General features: G+C 60.2%; 22 protein-coding genes and 1 tRNA gene. 8 read left to right on the top strand and 15 right to left on the bottom strand.

Going from position 1 to position 20,990, the window contains the following annotated elements:
* Nucleotides 1–25 precede the first annotated feature (25 nt).
* Nucleotides 26–247 carry a hypothetical protein gene (locus tag KW841_RS07320; RefSeq protein WP_218474916.1) on the top strand — a complete coding sequence of 74 codons (222 nt, stop codon included), beginning with the start codon at nucleotides 26–28 and terminating at the stop codon, nucleotides 245–247.
* A gap of 54 nt (nucleotides 248–301) precedes the next feature.
* On the opposite strand, the gene KW841_RS07315 is transcribed toward KW841_RS07320, so the two are convergent.
* The 8 genes from KW841_RS07315 to KW841_RS07280 form a co-directional block, all read right to left on the bottom strand.
* Entirely contained in the window at nucleotides 302–730 is a 429-nt protein-coding gene (locus KW841_RS07315) for a DUF2628 domain-containing protein (protein WP_218474913.1), read from the bottom strand.
* Between the two features lie 165 nt (nucleotides 731–895).
* Entirely contained in the window at nucleotides 896–1,657 is a 762-nt protein-coding gene (locus KW841_RS07310) for a transporter substrate-binding domain-containing protein (RefSeq protein ID WP_218475461.1), read from the bottom strand.
* A gap of 266 nt (nucleotides 1,658–1,923) precedes the next feature.
* On the bottom strand, nucleotides 1,924–2,163 hold the full coding sequence (locus KW841_RS07305) for a type II toxin-antitoxin system RelB/DinJ family antitoxin (protein ID WP_218474910.1): 240 nt from the start codon (nucleotides 2,161–2,163) through the stop codon (nucleotides 1,924–1,926).
* A gap of 219 nt (nucleotides 2,164–2,382) precedes the next feature.
* Nucleotides 2,383–3,306 (bottom strand): copper homeostasis membrane protein CopD, encoded by a 924-nt coding sequence (copD, locus tag KW841_RS07300; RefSeq protein ID WP_218474908.1) that lies wholly within the window; start codon nucleotides 3,304–3,306, stop codon nucleotides 2,383–2,385.
* Between the two features lie 3 nt (nucleotides 3,307–3,309).
* Nucleotides 3,310–3,693 (bottom strand): copper homeostasis periplasmic binding protein CopC, encoded by a 384-nt coding sequence (gene copC, locus KW841_RS07295; protein ID WP_218474906.1) that lies wholly within the window; start codon nucleotides 3,691–3,693, stop codon nucleotides 3,310–3,312.
* A 52-nt stretch (nucleotides 3,694–3,745) separates the two neighbouring features.
* Nucleotides 3,746–4,648 carry a copper resistance protein B gene (locus KW841_RS07290; protein ID WP_218474904.1) on the bottom strand — a complete coding sequence of 301 codons (903 nt, stop codon included), beginning with the start codon at nucleotides 4,646–4,648 and terminating at the stop codon, nucleotides 3,746–3,748.
* Nucleotides 4,649–4,658: 10 nt separating this feature from the next.
* Nucleotides 4,659–6,365 carry a copper resistance system multicopper oxidase gene (locus tag KW841_RS07285; RefSeq protein ID WP_218474902.1) on the bottom strand — a complete coding sequence of 569 codons (1,707 nt, stop codon included), beginning with the start codon at nucleotides 6,363–6,365 and terminating at the stop codon, nucleotides 4,659–4,661.
* Between the two features lie 80 nt (nucleotides 6,366–6,445).
* A complete protein-coding gene (locus tag KW841_RS07280) occupies nucleotides 6,446–7,174 on the bottom strand; it encodes a murein L,D-transpeptidase catalytic domain family protein (RefSeq protein WP_007978636.1) in 729 nt (242 codons plus the stop codon).
* Between the two features lie 82 nt (nucleotides 7,175–7,256).
* Between KW841_RS07280 and KW841_RS07275 the strand changes: the two genes are divergently transcribed.
* Entirely contained in the window at nucleotides 7,257–9,011 is a 1,755-nt protein-coding gene (locus tag KW841_RS07275; RefSeq protein ID WP_218474900.1) for a murein L,D-transpeptidase, read from the top strand.
* Between the two features lie 446 nt (nucleotides 9,012–9,457).
* Here KW841_RS07275 and KW841_RS07270 read toward each other — a convergent pair whose 3' ends face one another.
* Nucleotides 9,458–9,925 carry a hypothetical protein gene (locus KW841_RS07270; RefSeq protein WP_218474898.1) on the bottom strand — a complete coding sequence of 156 codons (468 nt, stop codon included), beginning with the start codon at nucleotides 9,923–9,925 and terminating at the stop codon, nucleotides 9,458–9,460.
* A 191-nt stretch (nucleotides 9,926–10,116) separates the two neighbouring features.
* On the opposite strand from KW841_RS07270, the gene KW841_RS07265 reads away from it, so the two are divergent.
* Nucleotides 10,117–11,688 (top strand): GGDEF domain-containing protein, encoded by a 1,572-nt coding sequence (locus KW841_RS07265; protein ID WP_218474895.1) that lies wholly within the window; start codon nucleotides 10,117–10,119, stop codon nucleotides 11,686–11,688.
* Between the two features lie 112 nt (nucleotides 11,689–11,800).
* Nucleotides 11,801–13,207 (top strand): DUF1254 domain-containing protein, encoded by a 1,407-nt coding sequence (locus KW841_RS07260; RefSeq protein ID WP_218474893.1) that lies wholly within the window; start codon nucleotides 11,801–11,803, stop codon nucleotides 13,205–13,207.
* Between the two features lie 34 nt (nucleotides 13,208–13,241).
* On the opposite strand, the gene KW841_RS30010 is transcribed toward KW841_RS07260, so the two are convergent.
* Nucleotides 13,242–13,568: a hypothetical protein gene (locus KW841_RS30010; RefSeq protein ID WP_371319500.1), complete on the bottom strand. Its 327-nt coding sequence runs from the start codon at nucleotides 13,566–13,568 to the stop codon at nucleotides 13,242–13,244.
* Nucleotides 13,569–14,328: 760 nt separating this feature from the next.
* On the opposite strand from KW841_RS30010, the gene KW841_RS07250 reads away from it, so the two are divergent.
* Nucleotides 14,329–15,123, top strand: a complete 795-nt coding sequence (locus tag KW841_RS07250) for an exodeoxyribonuclease III (RefSeq protein ID WP_218474889.1) — start codon at nucleotides 14,329–14,331, stop codon at nucleotides 15,121–15,123.
* Between the two features lie 113 nt (nucleotides 15,124–15,236).
* On the top strand, nucleotides 15,237–16,067 hold the full coding sequence (locus KW841_RS07245) for an arylamine N-acetyltransferase (protein ID WP_218474886.1): 831 nt from the start codon (nucleotides 15,237–15,239) through the stop codon (nucleotides 16,065–16,067).
* 55 nt (nucleotides 16,068–16,122) lie between these two features.
* Here the strand turns inward: KW841_RS07245 and KW841_RS07240 are convergent, their stop codons facing one another.
* Together KW841_RS07240 and KW841_RS07235 are read right to left on the bottom strand one after the other, a co-directional pair.
* On the bottom strand, nucleotides 16,123–16,428 hold the full coding sequence (locus KW841_RS07240) for a BrnA antitoxin family protein (protein WP_218474884.1): 306 nt from the start codon (nucleotides 16,426–16,428) through the stop codon (nucleotides 16,123–16,125).
* Nucleotides 16,429–16,431: 3 nt separating this feature from the next.
* Nucleotides 16,432–16,713 (bottom strand): BrnT family toxin, encoded by a 282-nt coding sequence (locus tag KW841_RS07235; RefSeq protein WP_007978655.1) that lies wholly within the window; start codon nucleotides 16,711–16,713, stop codon nucleotides 16,432–16,434.
* A 256-nt stretch (nucleotides 16,714–16,969) separates the two neighbouring features.
* On the opposite strand from KW841_RS07235, the gene KW841_RS07230 reads away from it, so the two are divergent.
* Nucleotides 16,970–18,487 carry a nucleobase:cation symporter-2 family protein gene (locus KW841_RS07230; protein WP_218474882.1) on the top strand — a complete coding sequence of 506 codons (1,518 nt, stop codon included), beginning with the start codon at nucleotides 16,970–16,972 and terminating at the stop codon, nucleotides 18,485–18,487.
* Between the two features lie 178 nt (nucleotides 18,488–18,665).
* On the opposite strand, the gene KW841_RS07225 is transcribed toward KW841_RS07230, so the two are convergent.
* Nucleotides 18,666–18,741 (bottom strand) — tRNA-Asn (locus tag KW841_RS07225).
* A gap of 227 nt (nucleotides 18,742–18,968) precedes the next feature.
* Between KW841_RS07225 and KW841_RS07220 the strand changes: the two genes are divergently transcribed.
* Nucleotides 18,969–19,199: a hypothetical protein gene (locus KW841_RS07220; RefSeq protein WP_116582050.1), complete on the top strand. Its 231-nt coding sequence runs from the start codon at nucleotides 18,969–18,971 to the stop codon at nucleotides 19,197–19,199.
* Here KW841_RS07220 and KW841_RS07215 read toward each other — a convergent pair.
* Together KW841_RS07215 and KW841_RS07210 are read right to left on the bottom strand one after the other, a co-directional pair.
* The gene (locus KW841_RS07215; protein ID WP_116582049.1) at nucleotides 19,196–19,405 is read right to left on the bottom strand and encodes a hypothetical protein; all 210 of its coding nucleotides are present in this window, start codon (nucleotides 19,403–19,405) and stop codon (nucleotides 19,196–19,198) included. The two genes, KW841_RS07220 and KW841_RS07215, sit on opposite strands and share 4 nt — an antisense overlap.
* Before the next feature lie 212 nt (nucleotides 19,406–19,617).
* Complete coding sequence (locus tag KW841_RS07210; protein WP_007978664.1) at nucleotides 19,618–20,814, bottom strand: amino acid aminotransferase; 1,197 nt, start codon at nucleotides 20,812–20,814, stop codon at nucleotides 19,618–19,620.
* Nucleotides 20,815–20,990: the final 176 nt, after the last annotated feature.

The following is a 20,990-nucleotide window of genomic DNA, read 5'->3' as shown; positions in this document are numbered from 1 at the left end:
GTCTCAATCCACAGGAATAAAAAAAATGTTCGCAAACCTGATCAAGGTCTCGCTAATCGCAAGTGCCGTGCTGTTGAGCGCCTGTTCGGGTGTGAGTGCCCATCACGATTATTCGGGTGACTCGGTGCAGCCGGCCGGCTTTGGTCCGGGACCCACCCACAGCAATGCCAACCAGATGAATTTCCATGGCAGTGCGTTGGGCAATAGCTTTGGCGAGTATGGTGCGGGGTTGTTGCATGAGGATTGATCGGTGACGCAAAACGGTGGAGTGATTTCCACCGTTTTGCTATCCGGGCGAGGCTCAGACCATCCTCAAGCCTTCAAAAGGATTCCAGCCTTGCGAGCCTTTTACCTGTTTCAGGTAGTAGGCGTAGTTGGCGCTCAATCCGTACATCAGTGCAAAGACGATATTCATACCGCTGTTGAGGGCCTTGGGGGCTTCTTCATAACCCAGCAGGGTGAAAATCAATGCTAGGACAAAGGACAGGGCAATGATGATCGCGATGATCGCCAGGTTCTTTTTCCACAGTCCAAGCACGAAGAAATAGATCGGCCCGAAAAAGAATGCGATGAAGTTCAGGTTGATCAGGATGCGCTTGCGCGCTGGCAGCTGTTTGAAGCCCAATTTGAAGCCAGGGCTTTTGGGGCCGCCGTACTGATCAAAAAAAGCGAAACGTTCCTGCCATTTCGGGCTGACATTGTAGGTTTGCAATTCATCCGTGCTGCTCATTATCTGTCCTTATTTGAGGGTTCTGCTCGGTCGAGGCATCGACCGGGTTATCGTTCGGCGCGCCTATCAACGCGTTTTGCTGTGACCGGCCTGTTACCGGTGCGAAAGTAGTTTCAAGGATGTAACGCGATTTAACAAGTCATGACCCGGCGCCTTGGCATGCCGTTATTTGCCCTCAGGCACCGCCAGCCACTGCCGTCGAATCTTCTGATAATTGCCCGTTGCCTTGGCCAGGTGCAGCCACTGATCGACGTACAGCTTCCAGGTGATGTCGTCACGGGGCAGCAGGTAGGCCTTTTCGCCGTATTGCATGTGGTGCGTGGGGTTGACGGCGCACAGGCCCGGTTTGAGCTTCTGCTGATACAGCGCTTCCGACGCATCGGTGATCATCACGTCAGCCTTTTTATCCAGCAGTTCCTGGAAGATGCTCAGGTTATCGCGCAACTGCAGTTGTGCCTGGGGCAGGTAGGCGTGGACGAACGCTTCGTTGGTGCCGCCGGCGGGTTCGACCAGGCGAACCGAGGGTCGGTTGATCTGTTCGACAGTCTGGTACAGCGCCTGGTCTTCGCAGCGCACCAGCGGGATTTTGCCGTCGACGTCGAGGATGTTGCTGAAGAAGGCTTTTTTCTGCCGTTCCAGGGTGACCGAGATGCCGCCCATGGCGATGTCGCACTTGCCGGCGAGCATGTCGGGCATCAGGGTTTTCCAGGTGGTGGGCACCCATTCGACCTTGGCGCCCAGGCTGCCGGCCAGGGCGTGGGCCATGGCGATGTCGATGCCGGAATATGTGCCGTCCTCGGCCTTGAGAGTGTAGGGCTTGTAGTCGCCGGTGGTGCAGACGCGCAGTTGTCCCTGTTGCATGACGCTGTCCAGATGCGAAGGTTCTGCCTGGGCGCCAAGGGAGAGTGCGAGCAAGCCGCCGAGCATCATTGCTCTGTTGATTTTCGTCATTGATATCGGGCTTTTGTGCTGGAGTGGTTTTGAAAGGGGGAGTGTAGTGAAACTTTCACCGGTGTGAAAAATCAATGCCCCCTGAAGATGGCTTCAACCTTGCGTCAGTATCGCGCTCACTCGGCCTTGATAAATTACGGCTGATTTTCCGCTCAGGGGTAGAACGTTGCCTGGTGGTTGGATTACGTCAGAAGCGTGACTCAACCGACCATTCCTTCAATGCACGGGCATCAAACTCAAGGCTATAGGTCATCTATGGAAACCTTGACTCGTTGAGGAGATGCAAGCCGTTCCCGCACAGTAGCCAATAGCGCCTCATCGTCTTCAGTCATCAAGACAGGCTTGAAAGGCAACTGACCACGATCCGCCACATACTGCAGGGTCTGGCGAATCAGTTCGGAAGGCGTGACGCCGAGTTTTTCCAGTTCGAGAAAGGCGCGAGCTTTGAGGTCGTCCTCGATACGGATGTTGATAGATGCCATGGGACAGGTTCTCATGTAATGACATTTGTCATTACATTGGATCAAGAGTTCCTCCTTGGCAAGTCCGCCGAGACGTACGGCTAATTTAGAGAAAGTTCGTACTCGGGAAGATGAAAGCGTCGCCCGGCAATGATCCCATCGTCTGGGCCATTACCCTGGCTTGGCTGACCCAAGTTTAAATCGGTACGTCAGTGTCAGAGATTTCCCCCTGAAGATGCCTCATTCCACTTCCGGGCTCAACGTCCCCAGCCACGCCACCAACCCCACAATCAAAACGGCCGCGGCCATTTCCACGACCACACTGCGTCGAAGTGCATGGGCTGCCACGCGATACTGGCCCTCTCGCAATGACCGCTCCAGCAAGGGCCCAAGATGAAAGCGGTTCAGCGCCGCCAACACCAGCATCCCGGCAAACAGCAGCACTTTGATCGCCAGCAGAATTCCGTAGTGGCTGAGTAAAACCTCATCGAGTCTTGGCCCGACGATGAACAGGTAGTTCACCACGCCTGTCACGGTGATGATCACGACGACCAGCGCACCGACAAGCTCGAATCGCTTGACGGCGTGAGCCAGCAAACGAATGTGTGCTTCGGTTTGCAGGGCCCGGGGTTGCGCCATTAGCGCAAACGCCAGCAACGCGCCGAGCCACGCGCCCGCCACCAGCAGGTGCAGGATGTCTGTGGTGAAGTGCCAGTAACGACGGCTGCCTTCGTCCATGGCGCCATGGCCGCTCCAGGCCAGGCTGGCGAGGGCGATGCCGCCGGCAGTGCTGGCGATCACGAGGCTGATGCCGGGGGCGCGTGGGTTTAGCATCACTGCCAGACCCGCGACCGCCAACGCAATCATCCGCACGGCCCAGGCCATCCCGACGTCTGTCTCGAACAGCATCATCTCGAGGTGAGGGCGTAGCTCGGCAACGTCTGATTCGCCGCTCATGGCGCGGACCATCAGCACCATGCCGGCGATGGACAGCAGTGCACCGAACCCGGCAGTTCCCGTCAGCCATCGGCGAAAGGGCAGCACCGTCCCGGATCGTCGTTCCTGTCCTTTAAAGCTGTAGAGCCCGAACAGCGCCACGCCAAACAACAGCATCAAATCCACATACAACACAAACCGCAGAACGACGTTGGCCGAGTCGCTCATCGATCATTTCACTTTGAAGGTGACGTTGCCGGTGATCGGGTGGGTGTCCGACGACACCGCGCGCCATTCGACCTTGTAGGTGCCGGCAACCAGAGGGGCTGTCGGGGTGATGAACATGGTTTTCGGATCACTGCCGCCGCTGACCTTGGCCTTGACCGGCATCGGGGCGTGGGCCATGCCGGCCATTTCGGTCATCAGCAATTTCGCGCCGGAAAACTGGGTGACAAGGTTTTCGGAAAAATGCAGTTCGATCTTGTCGGGCGGCGCACCTTCTGCGCCTTCCGCAGGGGTGGAAGCGAGCAGTTTGGGGTGCGCCTGAGCGAGGGTGCTCATGAGCAGGCCGCTGAGTAACGCGATAACGACGGCGGTGGGTTTGATGATGCGCATGCAAGGTCCTTTACCGCTCGAAGCGGTTGTTGTTGGTTTTGGGTGAGTCTGTTCAGAACCACATCCGAACACCGAGCACGAGGCGGGTTTCGCTGTGGTCCTCGCCTTCGTCGTTAGCGTAGTCGGCGGTGTTGCCGTAGGTGCGGTTCCAGGTCACGCCCAGGTAGGGCGCGAATTCCCGGCGGATTTCGTAGCGCAGGCGCAAGCCGGTCTCGGTGTTGGACAGCCCCGCGCCGATGCCCCGTTGCGGATCGTTTTTGCCGTAGGCGTTGAGTTCGACGGTCGGCTGCAGGATCAGCCGGTTGGTCAGCAGGATGTCGTAATCGCCCTCCAGCCGCACGGCGCTCTGGCCGCCTTCGCCGATGAAGGCCGTGGCTTGGGCCTCGAAGTTGTACAGCGCCATGCCTTGCACGCCGAAGGCGGCCCAGGTTTGCGGGGCGCCGGGTTTGAAATCCTGGCGCACGCCGCTGACCACGTCCCACCACGGGGAAATGGCGTGGCCCCACAGGGCCTGGATTTCCGCGTCCTCGGTCACGCCATTGGTGCGCTCGCCTTCGGAGCGCAGCCACAGGCGATCGATGTCGCCGCCGACCCAGCCGGACAAATCCCAGGCCAGGGTGCTGCCGTCATCGGCGTCCTGCCACTCGAGTTTGTCGGCGAGGAAAAACGAATTGAGCGTGTTGTCGTGCACATGGTGGCCGGCGGGATCGACATACACCGCCGCGCGATCGGCATCGGTCAGCACCGGGATCGGCGTACGGCTTTCGCTGGGGGCGGCGGGCTGCATCTGGCCCTCGTCCATGCTCTGCATCTGGCTGTGGTCCATCTGGTTATGATCCATGCCTTGCATCTGGCCATGGTCCATCTGGCTGTGATCCATGCCTTGCATGCCGTCGCTGGCGGCCATCGCCGTCGAAGTCACGAATGCAAAAAAAACCGGGGTGAATCGAATCATGGGGTGCGCCTCATTCTTCCACGCGAACTTCACGGAACATGCCCATTTCCATGTGGTACAGGAGATGGCAGTGATAGGCCCAGCGGCCGAGTGCGTCGGCAGTGACTCGATAGCTGCGCCGGGAGCCCGGAGGCATGTCGATGGTGTGTTTGCGCACCATGAACTCGCCGTTCTCGTCTTCGAGGTCGCTCCACATGCCGTGCAGGTGGATGGGGTGCATCATCATCGTGTCGTTGACCAGTACGATCCGCAGCCGCTCACCGTACTTGAGACGCAGGGGCTCTGCATCAGAGAACTTCACGCCATTGAACGACCAGGCGAACTTTTCCATGTGGCCGGTCAGGTGCAGCTCAAGGGTGCGGCCAGGCTCGCGGCCGTCCGGGTCTTCGAAGGTGCTGCGCAGGTCGGAGTAGGTGAGCACGCGGCGCCCGTTGTTGCGCAGGCCCATACCGGGGTCGTCGAGTTTCGGTGCAGTGGACATGGCTTGCATGTCCACCAGCGGGTTGTCGGTTTCCGAGGCGGGGTGGGACTGCATGCCGGGCATGTCGCCCATGGCCATGTTGCTGTGATCCATGCCCGCCATGCTGCCGTGGTCCATGCCGGCCATGCCCATGTCATCCATGGTCACCAGGGGGCGTGGGTCCAGTGCCGGCAGCGGCGCTACCAGTCCCGCCTTCACTGCCAGGGTGCCGCGTGCGTAGCCGGTGCGATCCATCGCCTGGGCGAACAGGGTGTAGGCCGCCTCGGTCGGTTCAACGATAACGTCGAAGGTTTCTGCCACGGCAATGCGAAACTCGTCGACGCTCACCGGTTTGACGTGCAGGCCATCGGCGGCGACCACGGTCATTTTCAGGCCGGGGATGCGCACGTCGAAGTAACTCATGGCCGAGCCGTTGATGAAGCGCAGCCGCAGCTTTTCCCCTGAGCGGAACACCCCGGTCCAGTTCATGTCCGGCGCCTGGCCGTTCAACAGGTAGGTGTAAGTGGCGCCGCCGACGTCCGCGAGGTCAGTGGGGTTCATCTTCATCTCGGCCCACATCTTGCGATCGGCGACGGTCGCCCCCCAGCCTTTTTCGCTGACGTCGTGGATGAAGTCGCCCACGGTGCGCTTGTTGAAGTTGTAGTAATCGGACTGTTTTTTCAGCGTCTTCATCAGGTCGACCGGGTCTTCGTCGGTCCAGTCGCTGAGCATCACCACGTAGTCGCGGTCGTACTGGAACGGCTCCGGGTCCTTGGCGTCGATCACCAGCGGGCCGTAGACGCCGGATTGTTCCTGCAGCCCCGAATGGCTGTGATACCAGTAGGTGCCGTTCTGCCGCACGGTGAACTGGTAGACGTACACACCGCCCGGCTCGATGCCCTTGAAACTCAGGCCAGGCACGCCGTCCATGTTGGCCGGCAGCAAGATGCCGTGCCAGTGAATGGAGGTGCTGTCCTTGAGTCTGTTGCGCACCCGCAGCGTCACCGTATCGCCTTCACGCCAGCGCAGCAGCGGGCCGGGAATGCCACCGTTGATGGTCAGTGCAGTGCGCGGGGTGCCGGTGAAGTTGACCGGGGACTCGCCGATGAACAGGTCGAAATCATTGCCGGCCAACACTTGCGGTTCGCCGGGACTGCTGATCGCCCAGACCGGCGTGCGCCATAACCCGAGGCCGCCGAAGAGCCCGCCGATGGCCAGGCCTTTGACGAAGGTGCGTCTTGAAGTGTGGGAGTGCATGCCGTGTGTTCCGCCCGTCAGCCTGTTGAACTTGTCGACGAGGCTAGCGGGCGGTGCCTTTCAGCAGGCTGAGGCGAAGATTACAGTTTTGACAGGTTGGACGTCGCTTTCTGGCTTGAAGTGGATTTTTCCCTTGAGGCCACGGTGTCGCCGCCGCAGTTGATGTAGGAGGACGACTTCAACCAGCGCTGGTCCGGGTAGTAGGAAAACAACAACTGGCCGTCCTTCATCGAATCAATCAGCCGATGGGCAATCGCCGGTCTGACGGCCGGGCAACCCAGGCTGCGGCCGATGCGGCCATTGGCGCGGGCCAGCACCGGGCTGACGTAGGGTGCGCCGTGAATGACGATGGCCCGGTCAAAGGCGTTATCGTTGAAACCGGGCTCCAGGCCTTCCATGCGCAGCGAGTAACCGTTCTGGCCGAGATAGCTTTGCTGGGTGCGGAACAGACCGAGGCTGGTGGCGTGGCTTTCATTCTGGTTGGAGAACAGCGTGGCCATGTTTTCGCCGCTGTTGCGGCCATGGGCGACCAGTTCGTGAAACAGCAACTTGCGCCGTTTAAGGTCGAAGACCCACAGGCGTTGTTCAGTCGAAGGCAGGGAATAATCGATCACCGCCAGTCTTTGGGCTGGGGCGACGCCTTGGGCACGGCTGCATTGGGTGGCGCGAACGGCCAGGGCGATCACTTTGGCGTCGGCGCCTGGTGCTGCTTTGACCAGCGCGTTTTCAAGCGAATCGGCGTAGGCTGACGTTACTGAAAGGCACGTCAGTAAAATGGCAAATAAAAGGCCAAAGCGGTTTAGCGCCATAGTCGGGTCTCATCATGATAATTTCGAGTCTAGCAGCGAGCGCAAAGCTGGCGCCGTTGAATCAGGGGATTAAGGATTATCCATGGTGCAATTAACAAGGTCATTCGTCATAAGCCGCATGTTTTTTATGGGCTTTCTGATCAGCGGTGCAGCATTTGCGCAAACTTCGCCGATTGAGTCGGTATCTGCAGCGAGCAGCACAATTGATGCCGCGGCGCCCGACGATGCGGTTGGCCAGGCGATTCAGGCAACGCTGGAACCGCTGCGCTCGGCGTTTCCACCATTGCTCACGTCAAGGCGCCATCAGCGTGTGGACGTCAGCCGGGTGGTGCTGGATTTCTATATGCATCGCAACTATCGCGCCGCGTGGACGGATGATCGTGATGTGGTGCAGTTGCTCAAGAGCCTCGAAGACACCCGGATCGACGGCCTGACCCCGACGGATTTCCGTATTACCGAACTGGCCCAGGCTCATGAATCGCTGATGGCCGCCATGCCTTCCACGGCGCAGCGGGCGATGTTCGACATGGCGGCCACCCGCACCTTCATCACCGCGCTGCTGCAACTGCGCCGGGGCAAGGTCGATCCGTCGCGGCTGGACATTCACTGGAATTTCGATCCTGCCGGCGGCGGTGCCCGCGAGGACATGAACAATCTGTTCGCCGCCCTCGATGCCCATGACGTGGCTCGTGCGTTCGCCGAGGCGCCTCCTCAGGAAGAGATTTACCGCAACTTGCGCGAAGGCCTGGCCCGGTTGCGCCAGGTGCGGGATGCGGGCGGCTGGCCGAAAGTCACCGAAGGCCAATCGCTCAAGCCCGGCATGGACGGTGTGGCGGTCGGACAATTGCGTGCGCGCCTGGTGGCGGGTGGGTACCTGGAGCCGCACCTGGCGAAAAAAGCCGGTTACGACGACAAGGTCATTGCCGCGGTGAAGAAGTATCAGACCGAGCAATACCTGGGGGCCGACGGCGTGGCGGGGGCGGCGACGCTGGCGGCGCTGAACGTGCCGGTCGAGGCACGGATCGATCAGGTGCGGGTCAACATGGAGCGCGCCCGCTGGCTGTTGTACAAACTTCAGGGCACGTTCGTGATCGTCGATATCGCCGGCTACAAGGTGGCGATGTACCGCGACGGTCTGCCGATCTGGCGTTCGCGGGTGCAGGTCGGCAAGCCGGTGCGCAGTACGCCGGTGTTCCAGGCCGAAATCACCTACATCACGTTCAACCCGACCTGGACAGTGCCGCCGACCATCCTCAAGCAGGACGTGATTCCGAAAATCCAGAACGATCCGGGCTATCTGGCGGCCAACCGGATTCGCGTGCTTGATCGCGAAGGCAATGTGCTCGATCCGTCGGACGTTGACTGGAGCAACCCGCGAGGCATCCACCTGCGTCAGGATGCCGGCCCCGACAGTTCATTGGGGCAGGTGGTGATCCGCTTCCCCAACGACTACGCGATTTACCTGCATGACACGCCGCACCGCGAGCTGTTTGCCAAGACGGTCCGGGCCACCAGCTCGGGCTGCATCCGCGTGGAAAACCCGCTGCAACTGGTCGAGTTGTTGTTCAACGACCCGGTGCGCTGGAACAGTGCCGGGATTCAAAAGCAGTTGGCCAATGGCAGGACCGAGAATATCCAGCTGCCGGTGAAGGTGCCGGTGCTGCTGGCCTATTGGACCGTGGACCTGAGCAATGACGGGCGGGTGACGTTCAAGCCGGACATTTATGATTACGATGCCCGGGTGTTGCAGGGCTTGAGCCAGCCGACGAAATTGCCGCCGCTAGACTTGCGTCGGGCAGAGATCCCGTTGGTGGTGACGGGGCAGGGCCAACAGTAACCAAAGATTGAAAAGACGCCTCGGGAGCGCCATTTTTGGGGTTTTCACTGGTTTGGAGCGCAGGCACGGTCCCCTGTAGGAGCTGGCCTGCCAGCGATGGTCGTTAACGATAACGCGTGTAATCTGGATGAACGCGGCGCACTGGAGTGCATCGCCAGCAGGCTGGCTCCCACAGTTTCAGCGTGGCCACGGTCCCTTGTGGGAGCTGGCTTGCCAGCGATGGTCGTGAACGATAACGCGGGTGAGCTGGATAAACGCGGCGCACTTGAGTCCATCGCCAGCAGGCTGGCTCCTACAGTTTTAGCGTGGGCACGGCCCCTTGTGGGAGCTGGCTTGCCAGCGATGGTCGTTAACGATTACGCGTATGAACTGGATGAACGCGGCGCCCTCGAGTCCATCGCCAGCAGGCTGGCTCCAACAGTTTCCCCAGCCCTTAGGCAACCTTCCTAAAGCGCCAACCCTTGTTGCACCACGACAAGCAGATCGCTTTCTGTCAGCGCCACCGCATCCAGCTGTGCCGTGGCTTGCTCGATCGTTTGTAGCCACCAGTGTGTTTCGCCGTGTTCGTCCACGGTGCGCAACAGGGCGAACTCGTTACCCGGGGAGTGAATCTCGACGCGTCCCTCGCCATCGGCGGTGAAGCGTGCAACCGGGTCAAAGGTAATGCTGTGCTCATTGCCGGAGATGACCAACTGGTCGATGGCGTAATCGTAGGCGTCACCATCGGCATGACTTTCGATCACGTGGGTGGCGTTGCGCCGCAGGACCAGGCCCGCTTCGGTCAAGGGCAGCAGCCAGTGTTCTATCCGTTGATACAGTTCGTAGACTTGGCCTGGCCAGACATCGATCGCCTGATCCGCGCCGGTAAGCCGTGTCTGTTTCAATTTTGCAGCGAGCTCGTCTGCCTTACTCATGTCGATTCCCTGTATGAAGGTCAGTCTAATCGTAGCTCGTTGATGCGCAGGCAGTGCTGCCCTGGGTCAGGTTTGCAGCACCACCGGGCACGTGGTTGCCCCTTTGTCGTGGATAACCCCGTAAACTACGGCCCACAAAAACTGAGGGCTTTGGGCCGTTGCCCATGCCTTGCCCCCGACAGGATGAACGTTTGCCCACGCGCTTTAACAACCCGGACCACGCCCCTGGCGTTGCATTGAAACGCATACCGCTGCGCAAGGCCGCGGTGTTGTTCATTGCCACGGTGTGCCTGTGCCTGTGCGGTTTGCTGTACCTGCAACTGGAACAGTCCCGTCGCCATGATCTGAGCCTGGCGCAAGTGGCGTCTTCGAACCTGACGCGGGCCATGGCGCAGCAAGCCGAAGACGCCTTCATGAAGGCTGACCTGGTGCTGACCAGCCTGGTGGACTGGATTCAGGTCGACGGTTTCGGCCAGGACATGCGACCCCGCTTGCAACAGACCTTTGCCCGGCGGGTGCTGGCACTGGATCAATTGCACGGCATCCTGTTGTTCGACCAGAAGGGCCAGTGGGTGGTGACCTCGTTTGAAAACCTGCCCCGGGGTGCCGGGGTCGCGGATCGCGAGTACTTCAAGTATCACCAGCAGAACGTATCGTCGGTGGCGCATATCGGCCCGGCCATCCGCAGCCGGGAAAACGGCGAGTGGATCATCCCGATTTCCAAACGGGTCAACGACAGGAACGGGCATTTCCAGGGCGTATTGCTGGCCGGCATCAAGATGTCGTACTTCGACCAGTTCTTCAAAAGCTTCAGCCTCGACGACAACGGCTCGATGTTTCTCGGCCTGACCGATGGCACCTTGTTGGCGCGTCGACCTTTTGTAGAAGCGCAGATCGGCGTGTCGCTGGCCCAGGGCGAGATTTTCCAGAAGTTCCTGCCACTGGCCAACTCTGGCAATGCGATGTTCACGTCCATCATCGATGGCGTGACACGCCTGTACGCTTACCGCCAGCTGGAGGCGTATCCGCTGGTGGTCGCCGCGGCGTCGTCCACGCAGACCATTCTCGCGGACTGGTACGACACGGCGTTCCGCTCCAGCCTCATCGTTGCCCTGGTGCTGCTGGGCGTGGGGCTGTTCGGGTGGGTGTTCGTGCATCAGGTGCGTGTTGGCGAGCGGGTCGAGTCGGATTTGCGCAGGGCCCAGCAAGCACTGGAGCTGATCGCCACGCATGACAGCCTGACCGGCCTGGCCAACCGCCGGTTGTTCGAACGGGCGATGGACATCGAGTTCGGGCGCGGTGCCCGGCAGGCAAGCCCCTTGAGCCTGATCATGCTCGATATCGATTACTTCAAGCGCTACAACGACACCTACGGCCACGTGGTGGGGGATCACTGCCTGGCCGAAGTGGCGCGTGCGCTGAAGAGTTGCTGCCACCGCAAGGCCGATCTGGCGGTGCGTTACGGCGGTGAAGAGTTTGCGGTGCTGCTGCCCGACACCGACATCCACGGCGCCATGACGATTGCCGAGCAGATCCGTCGCAGTGTCATCGACAAGAGCATCACTCACACCGGCTCACCCAATGGCTGCGTGACGGTCAGTCTCGGTTGCTATTCGTTCGTGCCCTCGGGCCGGGACAGCATGGACGTGTTTGTCCAGCGGGCGGATGCGGCGTTGTATCAGGCCAAGCATTCGGGGCGGAACCGCGTGGCTACGTTGTCGATGGCCGGTGCTGGCGAGTCGTTGATGCGCTCCGACCGTTGAGGTGCTTTTGCTGCCGGTGGTCCGTCTTCCGGGTCAGTCAGAATTGATCGTCTAGAGTTCCGTTAGCGCTGTCGAACCCGGCAGGCTCCCCCACGTACGGACGATCGCCAACATGTTGCTACTTCAAACGTTGACAGCCGTTGCTCTGACCGTCGCAGCCGCTGCCATTTTTCCGCTGGTCAGCCAAGCGCAACCGAAAATCACCGCCGAAGAAGCGCATACCATCGGCGTGGATGCTTACATCTATTTTTACCCGCTGCTGAGCATGGACATCACCCGCAAGCAATTCACCAACATCGAGCCGGGCAAGGAATTCGGCAAGGGCCCGATGAACATGTTTGTCAGTGTGCCGCAGTACCCGCCAGCCGATTTCAAAGGGGTGGTGCGCTCCAACTTCGACACCTTGTATTCGATTGCCTGGCTGGATTTGACCAAGGAGCCGCTGGTGGTCGCCGCGCCGGATACCGACGGGCGTTTCTACCTGCTGCCAATGCTCGATATGTGGACCGACGTGTTCGCGTCGCCGGGCTGGCGCACCACGGGCACCGAGGCCGGACAATTTCTGGTGACGCCGCCGGGGTGGACCGGCACGGTGCCCGCCGGGATGAGTCATCTGCCGGCGCCAACCCCATTTGTGTGGGTCATCGGCCGTACCAAAACTGACGGCGCGGCGGATTACGCGGCGGTGCACAAGATCCAGGCCGGCTACACGGTGACGCCGTTGTCCCGGTTGGGCAAGGAGCCAGAAGCCGTCACCGTAAAAATCGATCCGGCAGTGGACATGAAAACGCCACCGAAGATTCAGGTCGACTCCATGTCGGCGGCCGATTACTTCACTTACGCTGCCGAGTTGCTGAAGGTGAACCCGCCGCACAGCACCGACCAGCCAATGCTGGCGCAGATCAAGCGCCTTGGAATCGAAGTCGGTAAGTCGTTCAACATGGACGCGCTGGACCCGCAAATCCAGGCCGCGCTGCAAAGGGTGCCCCAGGATGCGCAGGCCTTGATGAGCTGGAAAGTGCCGACCCTGGCGCGGGAGGTCAATGGCTGGTCGATGAACACCGACACCATGGGCGTGTACGGCAACTACTACCTCAAGCGTGCCATCGTTACGCAGGTGGGGCTCGGCGCCAACCTGCCCGAGGACGCGATTTATCCGTTGAACATCGGCGACAGCAACGGCAAGCCACTCGATGGCGCGAACAAATACGTGTTGCATTTCAGCAAGGGCGAGACACCGCCGGTGAACGCCTTCTGGTCGGTTACCCTGTATGACCCGCAAGGTTTCCAGGTCGGCAATTCACTCAACCGTTTTGCGGTCAGTAGCTGGATGCCGTTCAAGAGCAACGCCGATGGCTCACTGGACCTCTATTTCCAGAACGAAAGCCCCGGTAAGGATCTGGAGGCCAACTGGCTGCCGGCGCCCAAAGGCTCATTCAATCTGACCATGCGCTTGTACGGCCCGAAAGCCGAGGCGCTGAATGGCAAGTGGAACCCGCCGGCGATCAAGCAGCTGTAAGCCCAGGACGAAAAAAGCAGCCAACGACGTCATGTCATTGGCTGCTTTTGTTTGTCCAACTGCCCGTCCCGCCGCCAGCGCCGCCTGTTCCACCTCCGGGGGCACCGGTGCCTCCGCCCGCGCCACTGCCCGGACCATTGACGCCGGTGCTGCCCATTGACGAGCCGGGGCTCTTTGCGCGCCCGTTGTTACCCGAGGGATCGCTGGGCCTGTTGCTGTCTGGCAGCATGGTTGAACTGCGGGTGGCGCCGGGTGCCGTACTGGTCGTACCAGGCCCCTCGCCGGACGCAGCAAAGATGGCCACGGACGTAGCCGCCAACCATGCGGCCATGAGCAGCGAAGTCATTTTTATGTTCATCATGGTCGTCTCCAGGATGAGTCATTACCTGGTGTTAGTGTGACAGGGCACGTGGTGGGTGCCGATCCGGTTGACGAGTGGCGCGGGACCCTGGTGGGCCACCGATCCATGGTCAAGCGAAAATCTTGTGGGAGCGGGCTTGCCCGCGATGACGTCGGCTCATTCAGCATTGATGTTGGCTGACACTGCGCATTCGCGAGCAAGCTCGCTCCCACATTTGATCTGTGCCGGACGGGAAATTGCGGACACCCTCGAACCCTGTGGGAGCGGGCTTGCTCGCGAAGGCGTCGGCCCATTCAATATTGATGTTGGCTGACACTGCGCATTCGCGAGCAAGCTCGCTCCCACATTTGAACTGGGCCGGACGGGAAATTGCGGACACCCTCGAACCCTGTGGGAGCGGGCTTGCTCGCGAAGGCGTCGGCCCATTCAATATTGATGTTGGCTGACACTGCGCCTTCGCGAGCAAGCTCGCTCCCACATTTGATCTGGGCCGGACGGGAAATTGCGGACACCCTCGAACCCTGTGGGAGCGGGCTTGCCCGCGATGACGTCGGCTCATTCAGCATTGATGTTGGCTGACACTGCGCATTCGCGAGCAAGCTCGCTCCCACATTTGAACTGGGCTGGACGGGAAATTGCGGACACCCATCAAATCGACCAGCTTGCGCTCAAGGTGCTGCCGCCCCCGGGACCACGGATGCAACCACCGAAATGGGCAGGTGTCACAGTTCAGGCACCTAGTCCTCAGGAGTGTCCGGTCGTGAAGAAGCTGCGGATCGCCACGTTCAACGTCAATGGCCTGCGCGCCCGGCTGCCCAACCTGCTGGCCTGGCTTGAACGGGAAAAACCGGACATCGCCTGCTTGCAGGAGTTGAAGGCAGTGGACAGCGCATTTCCGGCTGCCGAGCTTGAAGCGCTCGGCTACGGCGCTATCTGGCAGGGGCAGGCGTCATGGAACGGCGTGGCGATCCTGGCGCGGGATGCGCAGCCGCTGGAGAGCCGGCGCGGGTTGCCCGGCGATGACAGCGACAAGCACAGTCGTTATCTGGAGGCCGCGGTCCACGGGGTTCTGGTGGGGTGCCTGTATCTACCCAACGGCAACCCGCAGCCGGGGCCGAAATTCGAGTACAAGCTGGCGTGGTTCGAACGGCTTATCCGTCATGCGCAGGCGCTTCAAGGCAGTGAGCATCCGGTGGTGCTGGCGGGCGACTACAACGTGGTGCCCACCGACCTGGACATCTATAACCCGCGCTCATGGCTCAAGGATGCCTTGCTGCAACCGGAGAGTCGCGAGTGCTACCAGCGGTTGCTGGAGCAGGGCTGGACCGATTCATTGCGGCACCTGCATCCGCAGGATCGGCTCTACACGTTCTGGGATTACTTCCGCCAGCACTGGCAGAAAAACTCCGGCCTGCGCATTGATCATCTGCTGCTCAACCCGGCCTTGAGTCCGTATCTGCAAGACGCCGGGGTAGATGCCTGGGTGCGCAATGAACCCCACGCCAGCGACCATGCGCCGACCTGGATTCAATTGGGCTCGCGCAAGCGGCGTTGAGTGTTTCATGACGAGTGATTGGCTAAATCAATTGTCGGTGGCCGTGCCTGTTCCCGTATACATAGCGGCCACTGGCGGAGCAATCCGCCGCTTGCGTGCAAAAGGATTGAACGATGAGCGAGCCACGCCTGACTGACCGTGCTTTGTATCTGCAACGCCTGGGGTTCGATGTACCCCCGGCACCGACCCTGGAAACCTTGCGCCAGCTGCAGCTGCGTCATACCGGGGTTTTCCCGTTTGAAAACCTCACCACGTTATCCGGCGAACCGGTGCTGATCGACCTGCCGTCCATCGAGCAGAAGGTCTTGCACGCGGGTCGTGGCGGTTACTGCTACGAACTCAACAAGCTGTTTCTGGCCTTGCTTCAGGAGTTGGGTTTCGACGCCCGTGCCATCAGCGGTCGGGTGGTGATGGGGCAGCCGGAGGGCGCCTGGACGGCCCGGACCCATCGCCTGAGCCTGGTCATCATTGACGACGTACGCTACATCACCGACGTCGGCTTCGGCGGCATGGTGCCGACTGCGCCACTGCTGCTCGATTCCCGCGCCGAACAACTTACCCCGCACGAATCGTATCGCATCGACCTGCACGTCGACGGTTTTACCCTGCGCGCCAACGTAGCTGGTGAATGGCGAGCGATGTACATCTTCGACCTGCAACGCCAGGAAGGTATCGATTTTGCTGTGGGCAACTGGTACGTCTCGACCCACCCCGAGTCGACTTTCGCCAGGCAGTTGATGGTGGCGCGCACCGGGGAGGGCTGGCGCCGTACGCTCAATAACGGCAGCTTCGCCATTCACCGGATCGGCCATGACAGCGAGCGGCGGGAGGTGACGGATGTGCAGGAACTGATTGGGCTGCTGGGCAGTGAGTTCGGCATCCGCGTACCGGAGCAGGCGCAATTGGTGAAGACGCTGGAGCGATTGATCGCAGCGCCGCAATAGCGGGTTGATCGCAGACATCACAAAGGGCGGGTCGGATTGATCGGCCCTTTGAGTTTCAGGGCTGAACACCCGGCGCCATCACCCGTTGGATTTCGCGCAAGGCCTCTGCCAGTTTTTGCTCCAGGCCCTTGAGTTCGGCTGGCGTGAGGGATTGTTTCAGTTTTGCCGTCTTGCCTTCGTTGAGCAGGGCCCGGCGCAACGTATTGTTGATCGCCGTCTGGTAGCCATACCCCTCGTGTTCTGCCAGTGCGCGGGCCGCTTCGATGACGGCGTCATCGAGCATGATGGTAATGCGGGTCTTGCCTTTGGCGGGCGCCACGGCCCCGCGCCTGGCGTCACTGAAGTCGTATTCGTCTTTCATCGGTCATGTCTCCAGATACTGACGGCGCTCGCTTTTGGTGGCGATGCGCGCGGAAATGATTCGAACGAAATTCGGATCGCGGTAAGTGTACGCGACGACCAGCAAACGGCCTTTGGCATCCAGCCCCAGGGTGATCCAGCGTTGTTCATCGTGGTGGTTGTCCTCGATGGTCAGCGCTCGTTCGTCATGGAATACCGCTTCAGTCTCGGCAAGGCTGATGCCTTGGTGCTTGAGTTTGTTGGCTGCGTTCTTTGCCCTGTGGAACTGAATCTCGAATGGCTTCATCATGCATACTTTATATGTATAAAAAAGAGGCGGGTCATACCGATGGTCGCCAGGAATTCGAAAGACTAGTCAGCAGCCGGGGGGGAGGCAGCGAGGGAAGTATTTCAAGGTTTTTGGCGGGGACAGGAGGGTGGTTATCAGGCGGGAATGGACAAGTATCCATTTTGTGACTGATAAGTTGTATACAACTCTATAGACATTTGTCCTATGTCTTGCATACAGTGTGCGCATAACAAAAACCAGGGAACCCCCTACCATGAAAACGCCCCATGTTTCACACCAACGGCCCGAGGACGAAAACCTAGGGATCGGCGCGAATATGGCTTATGGCCTGCAACATGTTCTGACCATGTATGGCGGTATCGTCGCTGTGCCATTGATCATCGGCCAGGCGGCCGGGCTCTCGCCAGCGGACATCGGTTTGTTGATTGCTGCTTCATTGTTTGCAGGGGGGCTGGCAACGCTGCTGCAAACCCTGGGTCTACCGTTTTTTGGTTGTCAGTTGCCGCTGGTGCAGGGCGTATCCTTCTCCGGCGTTGCGACCATGGTGGCGATTGTCAGCAGTGGCGGGGAGGGCGGGTTCCAGTCGGTGTTGGGGGCGGTGATAGCGGCGTCCCTGATCGGATTGCTGATAACCCCGGTGTTCTCGCGTATCACCAAGTTCTTCCCGCCGCTGGTGACCGGCATCGTGATTACCACCATCGGCCTGACGCTGATGCCGGTAGCCGCGCGCTGGGCCATGGGCGGCAACAGCCACGCACCGGATTTCGGCAGCATGGCGAATATCGGTCTGGCGGCGGTGACGCTGGTGCTGGTGCTGCTGCTGAGCAAAATCGGCAGTGCGACCATCTCCCGCCTGTCGATCCTGCTGGCCATGGTCGTCGGTACAGTGATCGCGGTGTTCCTCGGCATGGCGGATTTCTCGTCCGTGACCCAGGGCCCGATGTTCGGCTTCCCGACGCCGTTCCACTTCGGCATGCCGACCTTCCACTTCGCTGCGATCCTGTCGATGTGCATCGTGGTGATGGTGACGCTGGTGGAGACCTCGGCCGACATCCTGGCCGTCGGTGAGATCATCGGCACCAAGGTTGACTCCAAGCGCCTGGGCAACGGCCTGCGCGCCGACATGCTGTCGAGCATGTTCGCGCCGATCTTCGGATCCTTCACCCAGAGCGCCTTTGCCCAGAACGTCGGGCTGGTGGCGGTCACCGGCATCAAGAGCCGCTACGTGGTGGCCACTGGCGGTCTGTTCCTGGTGCTCCTCGGCCTGCTGCCCTTCATGGGCCGGGTCATCGCCGCCGTGCCGACCTCGGTACTGGGTGGTGCCGGCATCGTGCTGTTCGGCACCGTCGCGGCCAGCGGCATCCGGACCTTGTCCAAGGTCGACTACCGCAACAACGTCAACCTGATCATCGTCGCCACCTCGATCGGCTTCGGCATGATCCCGATCGCGGCGCCGAGCTTCTACGATCACTTCCCAAGCTGGTTCGCGACCATTTTCCATTCGGGCATCAGTTCGTCGGCGATCATGGCCATCGTGTTGAACCTGACCTTCAACCACCTCACTGCCGGTAACTCCGACCAGCAATCGGTGTTTGCGGCCGGTACCGAGCGGGTGCTGCGTTATCAGGATCTGGCGGCGTTGCGCGAAGGGGACTACTTCAGCGACGGTAAGCTGCACGATTGCGACGGCAAGGAGATTCCGGTGCTGGAATCGGAACACGGCGGGGCAGAACCGCGGGCGGTGCACGTCAAAAGCAGTGAGCATGTCTGACGTTCGCGGCGACTGAAAAAAAGGGCCGATCTGTTGAATGGACAGATCGGCTTTTTTTATGGATCAAAAGATCGCAGCCTGTGTAGGAGCTGCCGCAGGCTGCGATCTTTTGATATTTACATCGGCCACAAAAAAGCCCCTGAATCTTTCGATTCAGGGGCTTTTCGGTATTGCTGTCTGGCTCCACGACCTGGACTCGAACCAGGGACCCAGTGATTAACAGTCACTTGCTCTACCAACTGAGCTATCGCGGAATGGCGCGTATCTTACTGATTCAAAAAGAGAAGTCAAGCATCGAATAACAATTGCAGCGAACTATCGGGACGGGCGGTGGTTTAGCGGCGATTGACGGTTACCAGGATCGCCCCAGAGGTCTACCATGGCCGCCCGGAAGTGGTGACACGCGCTGCCGGCCATTCGCCGAAAAGGTACGCGCCATGAATCATCTGATCCTCCCACCTCGACACCACGGGGTGCACCCATGAGCATCTCTCAGATCAGCCTGCCCAAGGGTGTCGGCCCCCATGCCGAAAAGTTGTTCGACGCCATCACTCAGGCCGGCACCGCTGAAGCATTGAACCGCGCGGGTGGCAAGGCCGAAGGTTTCGTCCTGGGGCTGGAAAGTACCAAGGCGATCAAGAGTCAGATCGCCGAGTCGCTGTATGTCGCCTACGACGACGCTGCCAGCCAGCGTGCGTCCGAACTGGCTTAACCGCCGAAGGTAATGGTGCCAAGCATCAGTTTGGCATACAGCATCGTGGCGCCCAGTTGCACCAGCCACAGGGCCAGGCCGCCGAGGAATACACCGGCAGCGACTTGCATTACCAGGTTGTTGCCGCGTTTGGCCGGAGCGCGGGGGGTGAAGCGATCCAGGTCATCCAGGTCATCGCGGTCGGCGCGCAGGTCATCGTTTTTCATGTGGGATCTCGTAGGTCATTCAGGTGTACGCAAACCTGTGGGAGCGGGCTTGCTCGCGAATGCGATCTGACTGAGACATCGGTGTTGGAGCTGCTGGCCCTTTCGCGAGCAAGCCCGCTCCCACACGTTGATCTGACTCAGTCTAGGGGAATATCGATGGTCCATAAAAAACGGGAAGCCACAGGCTTCCCGTTTTTCATTTCAAGGCTGAATCAGATGACCTGGACAATCGCGTCCGTCACCACCTCGATGTTGCTCTGGTTCAGCGCAGCCACACAAATGCGGCCTGTGTCCAGGGCGTAGATGCCGAACTCGTTGCGCAGGCGATGAACTTGCTCAACGCTCAAGCCGGAGTAGGAGAACATGCCGCACTGACGACCGACGAAGCTGAAATCGCGCTGAGGCGCTTTTTTGGCCAGCAGGTCGACCATCTGGGTGCGCATGCCACGAATGCGCAGGCGCATTTCGGCGAGTTCGGCTTCCCACTGAGCGCGCAGTTCCGGGCTGTTCAACACGGCAGCGACAACGCTGGCACCGTGGGTCGGCGGGTTGGAGTAGTTGGTACGGATTACGCGTTTGACCTGCGACAGCACGCGCGCGCTTTCTTCTTTCGATTCGCTGACGATCGACAGGGCACCGACGCGCTCGCCATACAGCGAGAACGACTTGGAGAACGAGCTGGAAGCGAAGAAAGTCAGGCCCGACTCGGCGAACAGGCGCACGGCAGCGGCGTCTTCGTCGATGCCATCGCCGAAACCTTGATACGCCATGTCGAGGAACGGCACGTGGCCTTTGGCTTTGACGACTTCCAGGACGTTTTTCCAGTCGGCCGGGCTCAGGTCCACGCCGGTCGGGTTGTGGCAGCAGGCGTGCAGCACAATGATCGAGCCGTTTGGCAGCGCGTTCAGGTCTTCCAGCATGCCGGTACGGTTCACGTCGTGGGTCGCGGCGTCGTAGTAGCGGTAGTTCTGCACCGGGAAACCGGCGGTTTCGAACAGGGCGCGGTGGTTTTCCCAGCTCGGGTCGCTGATCGCCACGACGGCGTTCGGCAGCAGTTGCTTGAGGAAATCGGCACCGATTTTCAGAGCGCCAGTACCGCCAACGGCCTGGGTGGTGATGACGCGGCCAGCGGCGAGCAGTGGCGAATCATTGCCGAACAGCAGCTTTTGCACAGCCTGGTCGTAGGCGGCGATGCCGTCGATTGGCAGGTAGCCGCGGGAAACGTGTTGAGCGGCGCGAATCGTTTCGGCTTCGACAACGGCGCGCAGGAGTGGAATTCGCCCCTCCTCGTTGCAGTAAACACCGACCCCCAGGTTGACCTTGTTGGTACGGGTATCGGCGTTGAATGCTTCGTTGAGGCCCAGGATTGGATCGCGTGGTGCCATTTCGACAGCGGAGAACAGGCTCATTATTGCGGCGGCTCTGAATGGAGAGTGGAGGGACGTGTCGCGCTCCAGCCGAATGCACTAGAGCGGTGCACAAACGGGGAGCTAGTATAGAGGCCATCGGCGATGGCTGGCGACAGGCGATTGACCTTTTAAGGCAAGTTTTTCCGATTATTTATCGACCGTCAGTCGAATGGTGT

It is taken from the genome of Pseudomonas sp. PDM28 (assembly GCF_019219115.1).
GTDB classification, from domain to species: Bacteria; Pseudomonadota; Gammaproteobacteria; order Pseudomonadales; family Pseudomonadaceae; genus Aquipseudomonas; species Aquipseudomonas laurylsulfatiphila.
This window is presented reverse-complemented; position numbering and strand designations above follow the sequence as displayed.

What these genes read in the sequence shown, in the direction of transcription:
- KW841_RS07320 (WP_218474916.1), top strand. Translation starts at nt 26, where the DNA reads ATGTTCGCAAACCTGATCAAGGTCTCGCTAATCGCAAGTGCCGTGCTG.
- KW841_RS07315 (WP_218474913.1), bottom strand. Translation starts at nt 730, where the DNA reads ATGAGCAGCACGGATGAATTGCAAACCTACAATGTCAGCCCGAAATGG.
- KW841_RS07310 (WP_218475461.1), bottom strand. Translation starts at nt 1,657, where the DNA reads ATGCTCGGCGGCTTGCTCGCACTCTCCCTTGGCGCCCAGGCAGAACCT.
- KW841_RS07305 (WP_218474910.1), bottom strand. Translation starts at nt 2,163, where the DNA reads ATGGCATCTATCAACATCCGTATCGAGGACGACCTCAAAGCTCGCGCC.
- copD (WP_218474908.1), bottom strand. Translation starts at nt 3,306, where the DNA reads ATGAGCGACTCGGCCAACGTCGTTCTGCGGTTTGTGTTGTATGTGGAT.
- copC (WP_218474906.1), bottom strand. Translation starts at nt 3,693, where the DNA reads ATGCGCATCATCAAACCCACCGCCGTCGTTATCGCGTTACTCAGCGGC.
- KW841_RS07290 (WP_218474904.1), bottom strand. Translation starts at nt 4,648, where the DNA reads ATGATTCGATTCACCCCGGTTTTTTTTGCATTCGTGACTTCGACGGCG.
- KW841_RS07285 (WP_218474902.1), bottom strand. Translation starts at nt 6,365, where the DNA reads ATGCACTCCCACACTTCAAGACGCACCTTCGTCAAAGGCCTGGCCATC.
- KW841_RS07280 (WP_007978636.1), bottom strand. Translation starts at nt 7,174, where the DNA reads ATGGCGCTAAACCGCTTTGGCCTTTTATTTGCCATTTTACTGACGTGC.
- KW841_RS07275 (WP_218474900.1), top strand. Translation starts at nt 7,257, where the DNA reads ATGGTGCAATTAACAAGGTCATTCGTCATAAGCCGCATGTTTTTTATG.
- KW841_RS07270 (WP_218474898.1), bottom strand. Translation starts at nt 9,925, where the DNA reads ATGAGTAAGGCAGACGAGCTCGCTGCAAAATTGAAACAGACACGGCTT.
- KW841_RS07260 (WP_218474893.1), top strand. Translation starts at nt 11,801, where the DNA reads ATGTTGCTACTTCAAACGTTGACAGCCGTTGCTCTGACCGTCGCAGCC.
- KW841_RS30010 (WP_371319500.1), bottom strand. Translation starts at nt 13,568, where the DNA reads ATGATGAACATAAAAATGACTTCGCTGCTCATGGCCGCATGGTTGGCG.
- KW841_RS07245 (WP_218474886.1), top strand. Translation starts at nt 15,237, where the DNA reads ATGAGCGAGCCACGCCTGACTGACCGTGCTTTGTATCTGCAACGCCTG.
- KW841_RS07240 (WP_218474884.1), bottom strand. Translation starts at nt 16,428, where the DNA reads ATGAAAGACGAATACGACTTCAGTGACGCCAGGCGCGGGGCCGTGGCG.
- KW841_RS07235 (WP_007978655.1), bottom strand. Translation starts at nt 16,713, where the DNA reads ATGAAGCCATTCGAGATTCAGTTCCACAGGGCAAAGAACGCAGCCAAC.
- KW841_RS07230 (WP_218474882.1), top strand. Translation starts at nt 16,970, where the DNA reads ATGAAAACGCCCCATGTTTCACACCAACGGCCCGAGGACGAAAACCTA.
- KW841_RS07220 (WP_116582050.1), top strand. Translation starts at nt 18,969, where the DNA reads ATGAGCATCTCTCAGATCAGCCTGCCCAAGGGTGTCGGCCCCCATGCC.
- KW841_RS07215 (WP_116582049.1), bottom strand. Translation starts at nt 19,405, where the DNA reads ATGAAAAACGATGACCTGCGCGCCGACCGCGATGACCTGGATGACCTG.
- KW841_RS07210 (WP_007978664.1), bottom strand. Translation starts at nt 20,814, where the DNA reads ATGAGCCTGTTCTCCGCTGTCGAAATGGCACCACGCGATCCAATCCTG.